Genomic DNA, 17,404 nt, shown 5'->3' on the forward strand with positions numbered 1-17,404 from the left:
AAGACCCATGAAGATCTTCTGTGGGAGCAGGCAAGCCAGCTCCCACAGAAGATCGGCTCAAGGTTGGCGGTCGAGTTTCTTCAGGAACACCGTCATCTCTTTTTCGGCCTGTTTATCACCATGGGCCTGTGCCGCTTCAATGCCCCTCTCCCATGCCAGCCGCGCCGCCGAACGATCTTCCAACCCCAACTGCGCCTTGCCCAGAAGCTTCCACGCCGCTGAATACTTCGGATCAAACTCGACGCACTTCTGCAGATGCTCCGCCGCCTTGGCGTTTTCCTTCACGTCCAGATAACCCTTGCCCAAACCAAACCGAAGCAGCGAGTTATCCACACCTTTGGCGAGCATTTTTTCCAGGGATTCGAGCATGTCGGTCACTCCGCTTGATCAGAAGAAGCTCAACCCCACGTGGAACAGTTTCTCCACATCGCGGATATGTTTCTTGTCCACCAGGAACAGGATCACATGGTCCCCGGTTTCGATCACCGTGTCGTCGTGGGCAATGATCACCTCTTCGTCACGAATAATCGCGCCGATGGTCGTTCCCGGCGGCAAGCCGATATCGCGAATGGCCTTGCCGATCACCTTGCTCGACTTCGAGTCACCGTGGGCAATTGCCTCGATGGCTTCGGCCGCGCCACGGCGCAGGGAGTGCACGCTGACGATGTCGCCCCGGCGCACGTGGGCCAGCAAGGTGCCGATGGTTGCCAACTGAGGGCTGATGGCGATGTCGATATCGCCGCCCTGGATCAGGTCGACATAGGCCGGGTTGTTGATGATGGTCATCACCTTCTTCGCGCCCAGCCGTTTGGCCAGCAAGGAGGACATGATGTTGGCTTCGTCATCGTTGGTCAGGGCCAGGAAGATATCGGCGTCGGCGATGTTTTCTTCCATCAGCAGGTCGCGGTCCGAGGCGCTGCCTTGCAGTACGACGGTGCTGTCTAGGGTGTCGGACAAATGCCGGCAGCGTGTCGGGCTCATCTCGATGATCTTCACCTGATAGCGGCTTTCGATGGCCTCGGCCAATCGCTCGCCGATCTGCCCGCCGCCCGCGATGACGATGCGCTTGTAGGTCTCGTCGAGGCGGCGCATTTCGCTCATGACGGCACGAATATTCGCCTTGGCGGCGATGAAGAATACTTCGTCGTCGGCCTCGATCACCGTATCGCCCTGGGGCAGGATTGGCCGGTCACGCCGGAAAATCGCCGCGACGCGGGTTTCCACGTTGGGCATGTGCTCACGCAACTGGCGCAGTTGCTGGCCGACCAGTGGGCCGCCGTAATAGGCCTTCACCGCGACCAGTTGCGCCTTGCCGCCGGCAAAGTCGATCACCTGCAAGGCGCCCGGAATTTCGATCAGGCGCTTGATGTAGTGGGTGACCACCTGTTCCGGGCTGATCAATACGTCCACCGGAATCGCGTCGTTGTCGAACAAACCGGCGCGGGTCAGGTAGGCCGCTTCGCGCACACGGGCGATTTTGGTCGGGGTGTGGAACAGGGTGTGGGCGACCTGGCAGGCGACCATGTTGGTTTCGTCGCTGTTGGTCACGGCCACCAGCATATCCGCGTCATCGGCACCCGCCTGGCGCAGCACCGTCGGGAACGACGCGCGGCCTTGTACGGTGCGGATGTCGAGGCGGTCGCCGAGGTTGCGCAGGCGCTCTGCATCAGTGTCGACCACGGTGATGTCGTTGGCTTCGCTGGCCAAATGTTCAGCCAGCGTGCCGCCGACCTGCCCTGCTCCAAGGATGATGATTTTCATCCGGTCACTCCCTTAAACCATTTAGCCGCGCGCGGCGGCAATCTTGATCAGTTTGGCGTAGTAGAAGCCATCGTGTCCGCCTTCTTGCGCCAGCAGTTGGCGACCGTGGGGCTGCTTGATGCCGGCGGTTGTGGCGAGGTCCAGCTCCCGGGCGCCGCTGGTGCGGGCAAGGAAGGCTTCGATCACCTCGGTGTTTTCAGTCGGCAAGGTGGAACACGTGGCGTAGAGCAGGATGCCGCCGACTTCCAGGGTCGGCCACAGCGCGTCGAGCAGCTCGCCTTGTAGCACGGCCAGGGCGGCAATGTCGTCGGGTTGGCGGGTGAGCTTGATGTCTGGGTGGCGGCGGATCACACCGGTGGCGGAGCACGGCGCATCAAGCAGGATGCGCTGGAACGGTTTGCCGTCCCACCAGGTGGCAGTGTCACGGCCGTCGGCGGCGATCAGCTCGGCGCTGAGGCCCAGGCGTGCAAGGTTTTCCCGCACGCGCACCAGGCGCTTGGCTTCGAGGTCGACAGCGACGACACCGGCGAGGTCGTTTTCGACTTCCAGAATGTGACAGGTCTTACCGCCAGGTGCGCAGCAGGCGTCTAGCACGCGTTGGCCGGGCGCCAGGTCGAGCAGGTCGCCAGCCAGTTGCGCGGCTTCATCCTGCACGCTGATCCAGCCTTCGGCAAAGCCCGGCAGGCTGCGCACATCAGCGGCCGCTTCGAGCACGATACCGTCGATGCTGTACACGCACGGCGTGGCATTGATGCTGGCGTCGATGAGCAATTGCAGGTAGGCGTCACGGCTGTGATGACGGCGATTGACCCGCAGGATCATCGGCGGGTGCGCATTGTTGGCTGCGCAAATGGCTTCCCATTGCTCAGGCCAGCACGCCTTCAACGATTTTTGCAGCCAGCGTGGGTGAGCGGTGCGCACTACCGGATCATGTTCCAGTTCGGCCAGCAGCGCTTCACTCTCGCGCTGGGCGCGGCGCAGCACGGCATTGAGCAAGGCCTTGGCCCAAGGTTTTTTCAGCTTGTCGGCGCAACCGACCGTTTCACCGATGGCGGCGTGAGCGGGCACGCGGGTGTAGAGCAGCTGATAGAGGCCTACCAGCAGCAGCGCTTCGATGTCAGCATCCGCAGCCTTGAACGGCTTTTGCAACAACGTGGCCGCCAACGCCGACAAGCGTGGCTGCCAGCGGGCGGTGCCAAAGGCCAGGTCCTGGGTGAAGCCGCGATCACGGTCTTCAACCTTATCCATCTGCGTGGGCAACGAACTGTTCAGCGATGCCTTGCCATTAAGCACGGCGGCAAGGGCCTTGGCGGCGGCCAGTCGCGGGTTCATTGGGCGACCATCCCGAGAACGGTGCCCAGGGCAAACTTCTCACGACGGCTGTTGAACACATCGCTGAAATTAAGCGCCTTGCCACCGGGCAATTGCAGACGGGTCAGGCACAGCGCCTGTTCGCCGCAAGCGACCAATAGGCCGTCCTTGCTAGCGCCGATGATTTCACCCGGAGCGCCTGTGCCCTCGGCCAGGGTCGCGGCCAGTACTTTCAAGGCGTCGCCGTTGAGGGTGCTGTGACAGATCGGCCACGGGTTGAAGGCGCGTACCAGGCGTTCCAGTTCCACGGCCGGGCGGCTCCAGTCGATGCGCGCTTCGTCTTTGTTCAGCTTGTGGGCGTAGGTGGCCAGGCTGTCATCCTGCACGTCGCCTTCCAGGATGCCGGCAGCCAGGCCGGCGATGGCCTGGATTACGGCGGGCGGGCCCAGCTCGGCAAGGCGGTCGTGCAGGCTGCCGCCAGTGTCTTGGGCGGTGATCGGGGTGGTGACTTTGAGCAGCATCGGGCCGGTGTCCAGACCCGCCTCCATGCGCATCACGGTCACGCCGCTTTCGCTGTCACCCGCCTCCACTGCGCGTTGGATCGGTGCCGCGCCGCGCCAGCGCGGCAACAACGACGCATGGCTGTTGATGCAACCCAGGCGTGGAATATCCAGCACCACTTGCGGCAGGATCAAGCCGTAGGCCACCACCACCAGCAGGTCCGGCTTCAGGGCAGCCAGCTCGGCCTGAGCCTCGGCGTTACGCAGGGTTGGCGGCTGCAGCACGGGAAGGTTGTGTTCCAGCGCCAGTTGCTTGACCGGGCTCGGCATCAGTTTTTGTCCACGACCGGCCGGGCGATCCGGCTGGGTGTACACCGCGACGATGTCATAAGGGCTGGCAAGCAGTGCCTTCAGGTGTTCGGCCGCGAATTCAGGCGTGCCGGCAAAAACAATGCGCAGTGGCTCGGTCATGGGTGGTCTCGGTTAAAAGCAGTCACAAAAGAAAAAGGCTTGCCGCAGCAAGCCTTTGGAAGGAGGGCATCAAGCTTGCTGGCGATGCTTTTTTTCCAGCTTCTTCTTGATTCGGTCGCGCTTGAGCGTCGACAGGTAATCGACAAACAGCTTGCCATTGAGGTGGTCGCACTCGTGCTGGATGCACACCGCCAGCAGGCCTTCGGCGATCAGCTCGAACGGCTTGCCGTCGCGGCCCAGGGCCTTGATCTTCACGCGCATCGGGCGCTCGACGTTCTCATAGAACTCCGGCACTGACAGGCAGCCTTCCTGGTATTCGCCCATCTCTTCAGTCAGCGGTTCGAACTCGGGGTTGATGTACACCCGCGGCTCGCTGCGGTCTTCCGACAGGTCCATGACCACGACACGCAAATGCACGTTGACCTGGGTCGCGGCGAGGCCGATGCCCGGGGCTTCATACATTGTTTCAAACATGTCATCGACCAACTGACGAACCTTGTCGTCCACTACGGCCACCGGCTTGGCGACAGTGCGCAGGCGCGAGTCGGGGAATTCGAGGATGTTCAAAATAGCCATAAGCGTAATTGCTGCACATGTGAGGTAGAGGCAAATCGGCGTTGGGATGGACCCAGACCGCCGGTGTGAAACACCCAAAAGCCACGAAGGCTCTGGCATTTCACGCGAACGCACATAATAAAGGAGATTCACCCCATGAGGAAATCGCTACTCGTCTTGCTATTGTGGGCCCCGTTCGCCATGGCCCTGCTGCCGCCGCCCGTGCAGCGGCTGGATCAGCCGACGCAACAGGCTATCCAGCGCTTTTTACTGCATAACCGCCTTCTTGATTCGCCTCGAGACCTGGACAACGCGCCGTACATCGTTGCCGCCGATGCTGGCCGAGTGCTGGGTGCCAATGGCGAGCGGGTATATGCCAGGGGCGACTTGGAGCCTTCCCAGCCGAATTACGGAATATTCCGACGAGGCAAGGTTTACACCGACCCGGTGACTAAAGAGCTGTTGGGCGTCAACGCCAATGATATTGGCACTGCGCGATTTGTCGTGGCGGGCGACCTTACTACCCTGGCCGTACAGCGAGTCACGCAGGAGGTGCGCCCCGGAGACCGCTTGCTGCGTGCACAACCTCCTATCGTCCCGACAACCCTTGCGACCGCGCCCACCGCGCCCTTTGTCGAAGGGCACATCATCGATATCCCCAAGGGTGTTACGCACATCGGCGTGCTCGACGCCGTAACCCTCAACAAAGGGCGTCGCGATGGTCTGGTCGAAGGCCAACTGCTCAGCGTGATCAAGACCGGCGCCACCGTCCGCGATGGCCTTAGTGGCGCGTCGACGCAACTTCCTGATGAACGCGCCGGCACCCTGCTGGTGTTTCGCACCTACGAAAAGCTCAGTTACGCCCTGGTGCTCAGTGCCTCACGGCCGCTGGCGGTCATGGACCGTTTCGAGACTGCCCATCAAACACAATAAATAGCCTGCTAAATAAGTTACCAACAGAGTTATCCACAGCTTGTTCCGGTCAAGGACGATCAAATGCACCCGATACACAACCAAGAAATCTCCCCGTCAGAACTGGAAGCCCGACTACGCTTGCACAGGCTGCCGGAACTGGGTCCGAAGCGTTTTCGCTTACTGATCGAAGCGTTCGGCTCTGCGTCAAAGGCCATCAGCGCGCCTGCCAGTGCCTGGCGTTCGCTGGGGTTGCCAGCCATTAGCGCCGATGCCCGGCGCAGTCATGAAATCCGCGACGGCGCCAGTGCGGCATTGGCCTGGCTGGCGTGCCCGGCCCAGCATTTGCTGATGTGGGACCAACCGGAGTACCCCGCTCTGCTCGCCGAGATTGATGATGCGCCGCCGCTTTTATTCGTCGCCGGTGACCCTGCAATCCTGGAAAGACCGCAACTGGCGATGGTCGGAAGTCGTCGCGCGTCTCGTCCTGGCATGGACACCGCCGCTGCGTTTTCGCGCAGTCTGGCGAGCGCTGGTTTTGTCATCACCAGTGGCCTTGCATTAGGCATCGACGGCGCAGCCCATCAAGCGGCATTGGAGGTGGGCGGTCAGACAATCGGCGTCCTCGGCACCGGGCTCGAAAATTTTTATCCACAACGTCACAGACGGCTCGCGGAGGCGATGATTGACCAGGGCAGCGCCGTAGTTTCCGAGTTTCCACTGGACGCCCCGCCCCAGGCCAGCAACTTCCCCAGGCGTAACCGGATCATCAGTGGTTTGTCCCTGGGCGTACTGGTGGTGGAAGCCGGCATGGCCAGTGGTTCGCTGATCACCGCGAAGTTGGCGGCCGAGCAGGGGCGTGAGGTGTATGCGATCCCGGGCTCCATCCATCATCCCGGCGCGAAGGGCTGTCATCAGTTGATCCGCGACGGCGCGGTGCTGGTGGAGACCATCGAGCACATCCTTGAAGGTTTGCGTGGCTGGCAAGCGCTGTCGCGCCCGGCGCCGATGCCTGTCGTCCATCCGCTGGTGGCGCTGTTGCACGCAGCACCCCAGACCAGTGAGGCCCTGGTGATTGCCAGCGGGCGCCCTTTGTCCCAGGTGCTGGCGACGCTGACCGAGTTGGAGCTGGAAGGCCAGGTTATCTGTGAAAATGGGCGCTGGCTTGCGCGCTGCTAGGTTTTGTAAAGAAGATCGGTAAACTGCGCAGAGCTTTAGTCTGGAGAGTAAACAATGGTCAACCGGTGGCGTGTGCTGGAAACCGCACGAGAAATTCGCGCAGGCGCGGTGATTGCCTATCCAACAGAAGCGGTTTGGGGCCTTGGCTGCGACCCGTGGAATGAAGAAGCAGTGGACCGTTTGCTCGCCATCAAGAACCGCTCGGTGGACAAGGGCCTGATCCTGGTGGCGGACAATATCCGCCAGTTCGACTTTCTGTTCGAAGACTTCCCGCAGGATTGGATCGATCGCATGGCCAGCACCTGGCCTGGCCCGAACACCTGGCTGGTGCCTCATCAGGGGTTGCTGCCGGAATGGGTGACAGGTGTGCACGACACCGTCGCGGTGCGGGTCACTGACCATCCGCTGGTGCGGGATTTGTGCTCGTTGGTAGGGCCTTTGATTTCCACCTCGGCCAACCCCCAGGGGCGCCCGGCTGCGCGCACGCGGATCCGCGTTGAGCAATACTTCCGTGGGCAGGTGGATCTGGTGTTGGGTGGTGCGCTGGGTGGGCGCAAGAACCCAAGCTTGATTCGGGATTTGGTGACGGGTGAGGTGGTGCGGCCTTCCTGAGACCGCCTCATGGCCATCGCGGGCTTGCCCGCGATGAGGCCCTTACAGACTCCAGATATCCATTGCTTTACGGCAGGAGAATGGTCGACCCAGTCGTCCGTCGCCCCGACAACTCGGTCTGCGCCTTTGCCGCATCCGCCAGCGAATACCGCTGGTTGATATCAATACGCACCTTGCCACTGTTGATCATCGAGAACAGGTCATCAGCCATCGCCTGCAAGTTCTGCGGGTTGTTGGCATAGGTCGCCAAGGTTGGCCGGGTGACGTACAGCGAGCCCTTGGCCGACAGAATCCCCAGGTTCACCCCATCCACCGCGCCTGACGCATTGCCGAAGCTCACCACCAGCCCACGCGGCGCCACGCTGTCCAGCGACGTCAGCCAGGTGTCCTTGCCGACGCCGTCGTACACCACCGGGACTTTTTTGCCGTCGGTCAATTCCAACACGCGCTCTGCGACGTTTTCCTTGCTGTAGTCGATGGTTTCCCAGGCGCCGAGGGATTTGGCCAGTGCGGCCTTTTCCGGCGAGCTCACGGTACCGATCAACTTCACGCCCAGGGCCTTGGCCCATTGGCAGGCCAGCGAACCCACGCCACCGGCAGCGGCGTGGAACAGGATGGTTTCACCGGCTTTCACTTCATAGGTCTGGCGCAGCAGGTACTGCACGGTCAGGCCCTTGAGCATGGCGCCGGCCGCTTGTTCGAAGCTGATCTCGTCCGGCAGGTGCACCAGGTTGGCGGCGGGCAGCACGTGCAGATGGCTGTAGGCACCCAACGGACCACTGCCGTAGGCCACACGGTCGCCGACCTTGAATTGGGTGACTTCGCTGCCGATCGCGTCGACCACGCCGGCGCCCTCTGCGCCCAACCCTGAAGGCAATGCTGGCGGCGCGTACAGACCACTGCGAAAATAGGTGTCGATGAAGTTCAGGCCGATCGCCTCGTTACGCACGCGAACCTGCTGCGGGCCAGGCTCCGCAGGCGTGTAGTCGACATACTCAAGCACTTCGGGACCGCCATGGGCGCTGAACTGGATACGTTTTGCCATCTGCCTTCTCCTTGGTTCGAACTCGCGTAGCCGCCTATCGAACTCCTAAGCTTGATCTTCGTCAACTGCGGCGCAATGGGGTGGGGTGTTATCCTGTGCGCCCATTTGCCGCCGACGCCCAATGGCTTCGCGTAGCTTTGCCCGATTCAAGGTGATGCCATGACTACCCGCACCGAGGCCGTAAAGGCCTACCTGCTTGATCTGCAAGACCGCATTTGCAGCGCCCTGGAAACCTTCGAGACGGACACTCGCTTTATCGAAGACGCCTGGACCCGGCCTGCCGGCGGCGGCGGTCGCACCCGTGTGATTGCAAACGGTTCGGTGATCGAAAAAGGCGGCGTTAACTTCTCCCACGTATTTGGCAGCGGTCTCCCACCGTCCGCCAGTGCGCATCGCCCAGAGTTGGCCGGTCGCGGCTTTGAGGCCTTGGGCGTATCGCTGGTGATCCACCCGCATAATCCCCACGTACCGACTTCCCACGCCAACGTGCGCTTTTTCATCGCCGAAAAAGAAGGCGAAGAGCCGGTGTGGTGGTTTGGCGGCGGTTTCGACCTCACGCCCTACTACGGCAACGAAGAAGACTGCATCCACTGGCACCGCGTGGCCGAGCAGGCCTGCGCGCCGTTCGGCCCGGACGTGTATTCGCGCTACAAGGCTTGGTGCGACAGTTATTTCCATATCAAGCACCGCAATGAACCGCGTGGCATTGGCGGCCTGTTCTTCGATGACGTGAACGAGTGGGACTTCGACACCTGCTTCGCCTTTATCCGCGCCATCGGCGACGCTTATATCGACGCCTACCTGCCGATCGTGCAGCGCCGAAAGGCCATCGCCTACACCGAGCAACAGCGCGAATTCCAGGAATTCCGTCGCGGCCGCTATGTTGAATTCAACCTGGTCTACGACCGTGGCACCCTGTTTGGCCTGCAATCGGGCGGGCGCACTGAGTCGATCCTGATGTCGCTGCCACCGCAAGTGCGCTGGAGCTATGACTGGAAGGCCGAGGCTGGCAGCGAAGAAGCGCGCCTTACCGATTATTTCCTGCAAGACCGCGACTGGCTGGGCCTTGCTGCGCCCAAGGCGGCGGTCTGATGGACCGTTATGTGGTGTTCGGCAACCCCATCGGCCACAGCAAGTCGCCGCTGATCCACCGCATGTTCGCAGAGCAGACGGGCGAGCACTTGGACTACAGCACCTTGCTTGCGCCGCTGGAGGATTTCGCCGGCTGCGCCCGTGAGTTTTTCCTACAAGGCCGTGGCGCCAATGTGACTGTGCCGTTCAAGGAAGACGCCTACCGCCTGGCCAACACCCTCACCGAGCGCGCCCAACGCGCAGGCGCGGTGAACACCTTGAGTAAACTCGCCGACGGCACCTTGCTCGGCGACAACACCGACGGCGCCGGCCTGGTGCGCGACCTCAAGGTAAACGCCGGGTTGACGCTGCAAGGCAAACGCATCCTGCTGCTGGGCGCCGGTGGGGCGGTGCGCGGTGCGCTGGAACCGTTACTGGCCGAACAGCCGGCTTCGCTGATCATCGCCAACCGCACGGTGGAAAAGGCTGAGTTGCTCGCCGAGTTGTTTGACGATCTGGGCCCCGTATCTGCCAGTGGGTTCGACTGGCTGCGTGAGCCGGTAGACGTGATCATCAACGCTACGTCGGCCAGCCTGTCAGGCGATGTACCGCCGATTGCTGGCAGCCTGATCGAGCCGGGTAAGACCTTTTGCTACGACATGATGTATGCCAAGGAACCTACCCCGTTCTGCCGCTGGGCGACTGAACAAGGCGCAGCCTTGGCAATGGATGGGTTGGGCATGTTGGTGGAGCAAGCGGCGGAAGCGTTCTACCTGTGGCGCGGTGTGCGCCCGGCGTCGGCGGCGGTGTTGGCTGAATTGCGCAGACAGTTAGTCAGTCAGTAAGCAATTTATACTTCTCTCGATATAGCTTCAATGAGGAGGATTTTCAGTTCATCGCTGTAATCTTCTTCATATAGCAACGATTCAAGAACTTTTCCCAAAAGAACTTTGTTGATTTTTCCTTCAGCAACCCATACTGCGTACAAAATGATGTACGCAATACGCGTAACCATTTAACTCAAGGAAATACGCTCCTAATGCGATGCTACTACGCTTGTTGCCATCAGCAAATGCATGTGATTTATTTACTGCAAAAACTAGGTGCAGGAGCTTCTCTTCAAAGCTTGGATAATAGTCATCGTTCTGAATGTGGTTCAAAAGACTATCTAATAGACCCAAGTCGTTAGCACCCGCTCTACCCCCAGTATTTTCAATTATCCAATCATGGACGCCTACAGCATGCTCCAAGTCGAAGTATAGAAAATAGCTGCTCATTATTATCTATCTTTTAGGCGCTTAAAAACTTCCAATGTTTTCGGATCAGACAACCGACTTTCCAAGGATTGACTGGTCTCCCCTAAAAATCTTTCAAAATCAGCGATAGGAACGCATTGAACGTAGGATTCTAGTTTTTGGTGCAAGGCGTCACGGAAATGCAAATCCCGACTGGCCATGCGCGTTCGTGCGGCATCAAGTTGAGGTGCTAAGTAAGGATTTCGTTCGACGCCAGCTATCATTTCATCTAGTTCTTTTGGAACTAGCTTTCGTTTCAATGTGCTAGACTTTTCGACCATTTGATTGGCTAAGCCGTTTTCAATGCTCGCTATCGCCTGCAACACTTCTGCATACATTGTTTCTCTTGGGTTGTCCTTTTCTGCAAGATTAAGAATCTTTTTATATTCTTTGGATCTCTCCTTAAACACAACTTGGTATATTCGGTCGGTGTAAATTCCGTACTTTATATTTCCCATTTCAAGGCAGTCGCGTAGCGCGTTGGTGAAAATTTTTCGGTAGCTAAATTCTTGGTATGCTGCTGGTAAATACGCTTCATCTCTTTGATTAATGAAGCGGGTGTGACCTCCAGCTCGTTCAGCTAATACATCCATGACAATATCAAGCATTCTGGTTCGAATGGCTTGGGCTCGATCGCTTTCAGTCAATAGCATTGCTAGGTTCAGGACTGCTCGGAAGCTAAAGATGCCCAGCGCTGGTGCTTTGTTGCCCTCACCAATGAGGGAGACATCCACCAACCCCTTGAAATTCTTGAGTTTTGTCCCTTTTAGGACGGTGTATCCGTTGAGGCGGAGCTCATCATCGTGAGTAGCAAGGTATCGCTCAACGGTGGCATCGCTGATATTGAAAAGCGCGACAATCTGAGCCTTCGTAAAGACGGTTTCGCCAGCGAAGGCCGTCCCACCCAGCGCGAGATATTCCTCTGCCTTCACAAGCGCATATTGATTGTTCAGAACATTTTGGCGATCTATAGCAGAATTGGTTAAATCTTTGCTCATTTTTATTCGCATAGACTAAATAATTTAAGAACTGATATTTTCTCAGAAAAATTTAAACATAAACTCTGCTAAGAATGCACTTGCTCCCACGAAACCACAAGAGCTGTGAGGGTACGCGTGTATGGCGCCATCCATGAACTTAAAGATTTTTTGAAAAAATCACTCTTGAAAGTTAATGGGACATTGGTCGGCCCCTTCCAGTTTTTTCAACTCATCCACCACCTGCGGCCTAGCTCGGCGCAACGTCAAACTTCGCCCCAACCCCTTCAACCTCCGCGCTTCCTGGTGCAGCATCTCCACCCCCGAATAATCGATGAAATTGATTTGCTGCGCCTCAATCACCACCCGCTCGCCCTGCAAACTTTGCAGGCGTACTTGCAGATAATGGCTGGCGCCAAAAAAGATTGAGCCGCCCACCCGCAGCACATCCTCATCCCCGTCTCGCCATTGCTGAACCCGAGGTTGCGACGTGCGTTTGAGATAGAAAAACAGCGATGCCAGCACCCCGGCGTAAATCGCGGTTTGCAGCTCTAGGAGTAAGGTGGCGACGCACGTCAGGCTCATTACCACAAACTCTGCGCGACTGACGCGGAACAACGCGCGAATGCCGCGATGGTCCACCAACCCCCAGCAAATCAGCAGGATGCTCGCGGCCATGCTCGGGATTGGAATGTGCGCGATCAGCGCCGCACCAAACAAGGCGAACAACGCCACCCACAGCGCAGAAAACACGCCGGCCAACGGCGAGCAGGCGCCCGCCTCATAGCTGAGGCCCGAACGGGTAAAGGAGCCGGCCGACAGATAACCAGAGAAAAATCCGCCAACGATATTGGATAGACCTTGCGCACGAACTTCTTGGTTGGCATCAAGCAATTGCTGCGAACGCGCCGACAGCGAGCGGGCAATCGACAGGCTGGTCACCAGCCCCAGCATGCCCACCGCCACGGCGCTGGGCAGCAGGCGCAGGATCATGTCCAAGTCCATCGGCAACGGGCTGAACGGCGGTAGCTTGCCAATAAACGAACTGACCAGCGCCACATGCCCGAACATCGCCGGCCACAACCACGCCACCAGGCTGCCCAAAGCCAGCGCGATCAACAGCGTCGGCCAGCGGGGCACCAGGTACTTGAGCAGTGCGCCCACCAGCAGAGTTCCCAGCCCCAGGGCAAGGGATGCGTGGTCCCATTCGCCGCTGTGGTGGATCAGTGCCAGCAGGCTATTGATCGCCGTGGCCTGGCTCGGTAGATCCAGCCCCAACAGGTTGGGCAATTGCCCCACGGCAATCACCACGGCGGCGCCCAGGGTGAAACCGAGCACCACCGAGTGGGAGACAAAATTCACCAGCGCGCCGAAGCGCAGCATGCCCAGCAGCCACTGGAAAACCCCGGCGAGGAAGGTGAGCAGCAAAATCAGGGTGATGTAGTCCTGGGAGCCCGGCACGGCCAAGGGACTGACGCTGGCATACAGCACAATGGAAATCGCCGCCGTGGGGCCGCAGATCAGGTGCCAGGATGAACCCCAGAGGCACGCGATCAGCACCGGGATGATCGCAGCGTACAGGCCGTATTCGGGGGGCAGACCGGCGATCAGTGCGTAGGCAATCGACTGTGGCAGGGCGAGCACGGCGCCGCTGAGGCCGACCAGTGCGTCCCGACCGACGCTGGCGCGGGTCTGGCGCGGGAGCCAGGCGAGGAAGGGGAAGAGTGTATGGCGGTTGGGCCGGGGCATCGCGAACTCGGTTTAAAGGTTTGGCGCAGAATATCAGTACTGATTAGTTCCCGTGGGAGGGGGCTTGCCCCCTCCCACATTTGGATTGCATCAAGCCTTAGAGTTTGGCTTTAACTGCAGATAGTGCGTCTTTGCCGTCCAGTGTTTTTACACCATCCAGCCATTTGTCCAACACCGCCGGGTTGGCTTTGATCCACGCCTTCGCCGCCTCAGCGTTGCTGACCTTGTTATTGGCCACCTGCGCCATGATTGCGTTCTCCATCTCCTGAGTAAAGCTCAGGTTGTTCAGCAATTTCCCTACATTCGGGCAGGCCTGTGCATAGCCCTTGCGGGTCAGGGTGTACACGCTGCCGGTGTCGCCAAAGTATTTCTCGCCTCCTTTGAGGTAGTGCATTTTCAACTGCACGTTCATCGGGTGCGGGGTCCAGCCAAGGAAGGTGACGAATTTCTGCTTCTTAACAGCCCGTGATACTTCGGCGAGCATCGCCTGTTCGCTGGACTCCACCAGCTTCCACTGGCCGAGATCAAAGTCGTTTTTCTTGATGATTTCCTGCAGCGAGATATTCGCCGGCGCACCGGAGCCGATGCCATAGATTTTCTTGCCGAACTTGTCGGCAAACTTGTTCAAGTCGGCGAAGTCATGCACCCCGGCGTCCCATACGTAGTCGGGCACGGCGAGGGTGAACTCGGTGCCGTCGAGGTTTTTCGCCAGTTGCACCACATCGCCGTTGGCCACGAACTTGTCGTAGAAGCCTTGCTGCGCCGGCATCCAGTTACCCAGGAACACATCCACCTGGCCGTCCTTGAGCCCGCCGAAGATGATCGGGACCGCGAGGGTGTCGACCTTGGCCTTGTAGCCCATGCCGGTCAGTAAAAAACCGGTGATGGCATTGGTGGCCGCAATATCGCTCCAGCCTGGATCGGCCATCTTTATCGTTTCGCAGCTGGCGTCCGCGTACACATTGGCGCTACTCAACACCAACATACCCAGCACTACAGTCAACTTTTGCATGGCCTTCCCTCAGTCTATTATTGGTTTTGGCAGGGTTGTGGATAACGTGCCTTGCGCTCCAGGTCGTCGAGGTCGATGTGGTTGCGCATGTACTGCTGACTGGCGTCCACCCATGGCTGGTGATCCCAGCTCTTCAGCTTGCCTTGGGTCAGTGCTTCAAACACCAGACGGCGGCGGCGTTGGCTGGCGAGCACCTGTTGGTGGATCGCCGGGATGTCCCATTTGGCCCGCGCCTCGTCAAGGAAGGCTGCAAACAGCGCCTGATGCTGCGGCGACTGGCTGAGTTCTTCCTGTTCCCGAGAGTCGTTGTGTACATCGAACAGTAGACAAGGGTCGTCTTCGCTGTAGATGAATTTGTACGCGCCACGGCGAATCATCATCAGCGGGCTGATGGTGCCTTCAGCCATGTATTCGCCGAACACCTCGTCGTGCCCCCCCTGCCCTTGCAAGTGTGGGACCAGCGAACGGCCGTCCAGCGGCAGGCGCGGGTCCAGCTCGCCGCCGGCCAGTTCCACCAGGGTCGGCAACAGGTCGGCGGTGGACACGGCTTTGGACACGCGGCCTGCCGCGAATTGCCCCGGCGCACTCACCAGCAGTGGCACGCGGGCGGCCATTTCGAACCAGTGCATTTTGTACCAGAGGCCACGCTCGCCGAGCATGTCGCCGTGGTCGCCGGAGAAGATGATGATCGTGTCGTCGGCCAGGCCGGTGTCTTCCAGGGTTTGCATGAGCTTGCCGACATTGCTGTCGATGTAGCTGCACGCGCCGAAATAGGCACGGCGCGCATCACGAATCTTATCCACAGGCAGCGGCTTGTCCCACAGGTCGTAGACCTTGAGCAGGCGCTGGGAATGCGGGTCGAGATCACCTTGCGCGGGTGTTGCAGGCAACGGGATGTCGGCGTCGTCGTACAGGTCCCAGAATGGCTTGGGAATCGTGTACGGATCGTGTGGGTGAGTCATCGACACGGTCAGGCAGAACGGCTGGTCGCCGTCCTCGCGGATGTGATCGAACAGGTATTGCTGCGCCTTGAACACCACTTCTTCGTCGAAATCCAGCTGGTTGGTGCGCACGCACGGGCCGGCTTGCAGCACCGAGGACATGTTGTGATACCAAGTGGGTCGTACGTCCGGCTCATCCCAGTTCACCGCCCAGCCGTAGTCGGCGGGGTAAATGTCGCTGGTCAGGCGTTCTTCATAACCGTGCAGTTGATCTGGTCCGCAGAAGTGCATCTTGCCCGACAACGCGGTGCGGTAGCCGAGGCGCCGAAGGTAGTGGGCATAGGTCGGCACATCGGCGGGGAAATCGGCGGCGTTGTCGTAGGCGCCTATCTTGCTCGGCAACTGGCCGCTGACCAGCGTGAAACGCGACGGTGCACACAGCGGGCTGTTGCAGTACGCCGCGTCGAACACCACGCCCTGCGTAGCGAGGCGGCTTAGATTAGGCAGCTTGATAGGCGAAGAACCGTAGAACGGAAGCAACGGCGCGGCCATTTGATCGGCCATGATAAAAAGAATGTTCTTGCGCTTCATGGGTTCTCGGCATTCCATAGGCGATGTTTATGCGAATGAGCATGCAGCCCATGCAAACTGGGGTAAAGCCCATGAAAAGCAATGTCTAGGATAAGCACAGCTTATGTATGAAGCCCTCGGTGACGTGTCCCTCGATTTGCTGCGCGCCTTCGAAGCCGCAGCGCGCCACCGCAGCTTCACCGCCGCCGCGATGGAGCTGGGCACCACCCAACCGGCCATCAGCCAGCAGATCAAGCGCCTGGAAGAGCAACTGGCGATCCGCTTGTTTGATCGGATCTACCGTGGCATTGAGCTGACCGACGCCGGCGCCCTGTTGTTCGAGCATGTGCAAGGTGGCTTGCAGGCCATCAACCAAGGTCTGAGCGCAATCGCCGAACAGGATCAACATGAAGTGCTGCAAGTCGCGACGGACTTTGCGTTTGCCGCCTACTGGTTGATGCCGCGCCTGCACCGCTTTCACCACGCCAATCCCCAGGTAGACGTAAGCCTGGTGACCAGCGAACGCAACCACGCCACCCTGCGCAGCGATATCGATGTGGCGGTGCTGTTTGGCGATGGCCGTTTCAAGCAGGGCGACAGCCTGTGGCTGTTCAACGAAGAAGTGTTCCCGGTGTGCAGCCCGCAATGGCTGAAGAACCAGGCGTCACCGCTGACTGTACAAAATTTGCACGATGTTCCTCTGCTGCACCTGCGTCAGGAAAACAACAGCCAGTGGTTCGACTGGAGCGGTGTGTTTCGCGAGCTGGGTATCACCACTGCACCCACACCCGGCCAACTGCGCTTCGATAATTACACCCTGCTTATCCAGGCCGCGATTGCCGGCCAGGGCGTAGCCATCGGCTGGCGCCACCTGGTGGATAACTTGCTGGAGCAGGGCTGGTTGTGCCGGCCGGTGAGCGGTACGGTGATCTCACGTTTCGGCTATTACGTGGTGCAGCCACAGCGCAAACGCCGGAGGCAATTGGTCGAGCGGTTTGTCGACTGGCTGGTGGCCGAGCAGGCCAGCAGCGCGCAGTCGCTGACCGGGCTGGCCCTGCCGTCCATTGCGGTCTAGGATTTTGCGCACATTGGATCCGGAGTCGGTCATGCAACGTATCAAGGGCTATCACGCCCATATCTACTTTGACGCCAGCACCATTGAGCAGGCGCGCACCTTGTGCGAAGACGCCGCCAAACTCTTCCCGCTGCGCATGGGCCGTGTACACGAACGGCCCGTGGGCCCTCACCCGGACTGGAGCTGCCAGCTGGCGTTCGACGCCGAATACATTGGCGTGGTGTTGCCGTGGTTGGTGATCCATCGCAATGGGCTGGTGGTGTTCCTGCACCCCAATACCGGCGATGAGCTGAAGGATCACACCGACTACGCGGTGTGGATGGGGGCGGTGCGCGAGCTGGATCTGTCTGTTTTGTAACCTCTTTCTA

18 protein-coding genes are annotated in these 17,404 nt (G+C 59.5%); 7 read left to right on the plus strand and 11 right to left on the minus strand.

Annotated features, from left to right (window positions below; all coding sequences use genetic code 11):
* Window positions 1-57: 57 nt before the first annotated feature.
* The 5 genes from AACY44_RS06905 to def form a co-directional block, all read right to left on the minus strand.
* Window positions 58-369, minus strand: coding sequence for a hypothetical protein (locus AACY44_RS06905; RefSeq protein ID WP_339419279.1), 312 nt, complete (start codon window positions 367-369; stop codon window positions 58-60).
* Between the two features lie 18 nt (window positions 370-387).
* Window positions 388-1,761, minus strand: coding sequence for a Trk system potassium transporter TrkA (gene trkA / locus AACY44_RS06910; RefSeq protein WP_339419278.1), 1,374 nt, complete (start codon window positions 1,759-1,761; stop codon window positions 388-390).
* A gap of 21 nt (window positions 1,762-1,782) precedes the next feature.
* Window positions 1,783-3,093: a 16S rRNA (cytosine(967)-C(5))-methyltransferase RsmB gene (rsmB, locus tag AACY44_RS06915; protein ID WP_339529969.1), complete on the minus strand. Its 1,311-nt coding sequence runs from the start codon at window positions 3,091-3,093 to the stop codon at window positions 1,783-1,785.
* Window positions 3,090-4,043: a methionyl-tRNA formyltransferase gene (gene fmt / locus AACY44_RS06920; RefSeq protein WP_339427735.1), complete on the minus strand. Its 954-nt coding sequence runs from the start codon at window positions 4,041-4,043 to the stop codon at window positions 3,090-3,092. The genes rsmB and fmt overlap by 4 nt, the downstream gene beginning before the upstream one ends.
* 69 nt (window positions 4,044-4,112) lie before the next feature.
* Window positions 4,113-4,619 carry a peptide deformylase gene (gene def, locus AACY44_RS06925; RefSeq protein ID WP_339427736.1) on the minus strand — a complete coding sequence of 169 codons (507 nt, stop codon included), beginning with the start codon at window positions 4,617-4,619 and terminating at the stop codon, window positions 4,113-4,115.
* A 135-nt stretch (window positions 4,620-4,754) separates the two neighbouring features.
* On the opposite strand from def, the gene AACY44_RS06930 reads away from it, so the two are divergent.
* The 3 genes from AACY44_RS06930 (at window position 4,755) to AACY44_RS06940 (ending at window position 7,301) form a co-directional block, all read left to right on the plus strand.
* Entirely contained in the window at window positions 4,755-5,531 is a 777-nt protein-coding gene (locus tag AACY44_RS06930; RefSeq protein ID WP_339419271.1) for a peptidoglycan-binding protein, read from the plus strand.
* Window positions 5,532-5,594: 63 nt separating this feature from the next.
* Window positions 5,595-6,689 carry a DNA-processing protein DprA gene (gene dprA, locus AACY44_RS06935; RefSeq protein WP_339427738.1) on the plus strand — a complete coding sequence of 365 codons (1,095 nt, stop codon included), beginning with the start codon at window positions 5,595-5,597 and terminating at the stop codon, window positions 6,687-6,689.
* Between the two features lie 54 nt (window positions 6,690-6,743).
* Complete coding sequence (locus AACY44_RS06940; RefSeq protein ID WP_012721468.1) at window positions 6,744-7,301, plus strand: L-threonylcarbamoyladenylate synthase; 558 nt, start codon at window positions 6,744-6,746, stop codon at window positions 7,299-7,301.
* A gap of 67 nt (window positions 7,302-7,368) precedes the next feature.
* On the opposite strand, the gene AACY44_RS06945 is transcribed toward AACY44_RS06940, so the two are convergent.
* A complete protein-coding gene (locus tag AACY44_RS06945) occupies window positions 7,369-8,346 on the minus strand; it encodes a quinone oxidoreductase family protein (RefSeq protein WP_339419269.1) in 978 nt (325 codons plus the stop codon).
* A gap of 159 nt (window positions 8,347-8,505) precedes the next feature.
* On the opposite strand from AACY44_RS06945, the gene hemF reads away from it, so the two are divergent.
* Window positions 8,506-9,438 (plus strand): oxygen-dependent coproporphyrinogen oxidase, encoded by a 933-nt coding sequence (gene hemF / locus AACY44_RS06950; protein ID WP_339427740.1) that lies wholly within the window; start codon window positions 8,506-8,508, stop codon window positions 9,436-9,438.
* Complete coding sequence (gene aroE / locus AACY44_RS06955) at window positions 9,438-10,262, plus strand: shikimate dehydrogenase (protein WP_339436893.1); 825 nt, start codon at window positions 9,438-9,440, stop codon at window positions 10,260-10,262. The genes hemF and aroE overlap by 1 nt, the downstream gene beginning before the upstream one ends.
* Before the next feature lie 120 nt (window positions 10,263-10,382).
* Here aroE and AACY44_RS06960 read toward each other — a convergent pair whose 3' ends face one another.
* The 5 genes from AACY44_RS06960 to betC form a co-directional block, all read right to left on the minus strand.
* A complete protein-coding gene (locus AACY44_RS06960; RefSeq protein ID WP_339529973.1) occupies window positions 10,383-10,694 on the minus strand; it encodes a type II toxin-antitoxin system death-on-curing family toxin in 312 nt (103 codons plus the stop codon).
* A 2-nt stretch (window positions 10,695-10,696) separates the two neighbouring features.
* Entirely contained in the window at window positions 10,697-11,710 is a 1,014-nt protein-coding gene (locus AACY44_RS06965; protein ID WP_339436891.1) for a DNA-binding protein, read from the minus strand.
* A 159-nt stretch (window positions 11,711-11,869) separates the two neighbouring features.
* Window positions 11,870-13,438 (minus strand): SulP family inorganic anion transporter, encoded by a 1,569-nt coding sequence (locus AACY44_RS06970; RefSeq protein ID WP_339436890.1) that lies wholly within the window; start codon window positions 13,436-13,438, stop codon window positions 11,870-11,872.
* A 97-nt stretch (window positions 13,439-13,535) separates the two neighbouring features.
* Window positions 13,536-14,450, minus strand: coding sequence for a choline ABC transporter substrate-binding protein (gene choX, locus AACY44_RS06975; RefSeq protein ID WP_339436889.1), 915 nt, complete (start codon window positions 14,448-14,450; stop codon window positions 13,536-13,538).
* A gap of 17 nt (window positions 14,451-14,467) precedes the next feature.
* Window positions 14,468-15,982 (minus strand): choline-sulfatase, encoded by a 1,515-nt coding sequence (betC, locus tag AACY44_RS06980; protein ID WP_339436888.1) that lies wholly within the window; start codon window positions 15,980-15,982, stop codon window positions 14,468-14,470.
* 103 nt (window positions 15,983-16,085) lie between these two features.
* On the opposite strand from betC, the gene AACY44_RS06985 reads away from it, so the two are divergent.
* Both AACY44_RS06985 and AACY44_RS06990 read left to right on the plus strand, forming a co-directional pair.
* A complete protein-coding gene (locus tag AACY44_RS06985) occupies window positions 16,086-17,036 on the plus strand; it encodes a choline sulfate utilization transcriptional regulator (RefSeq protein WP_339436887.1) in 951 nt (316 codons plus the stop codon).
* 31 nt (window positions 17,037-17,067) lie between these two features.
* Window positions 17,068-17,394 (plus strand): DOPA 4,5-dioxygenase family protein, encoded by a 327-nt coding sequence (locus AACY44_RS06990; protein WP_339419256.1) that lies wholly within the window; start codon window positions 17,068-17,070, stop codon window positions 17,392-17,394.
* Window positions 17,395-17,404: the final 10 nt, after the last annotated feature.

This window comes from Pseudomonas sp. RA_15y_Pfl1_P11 (genome assembly GCF_963970975.1).
In the GTDB taxonomy this organism is placed as follows: domain Bacteria; phylum Pseudomonadota; class Gammaproteobacteria; order Pseudomonadales; family Pseudomonadaceae; genus Aquipseudomonas; species Aquipseudomonas tritici.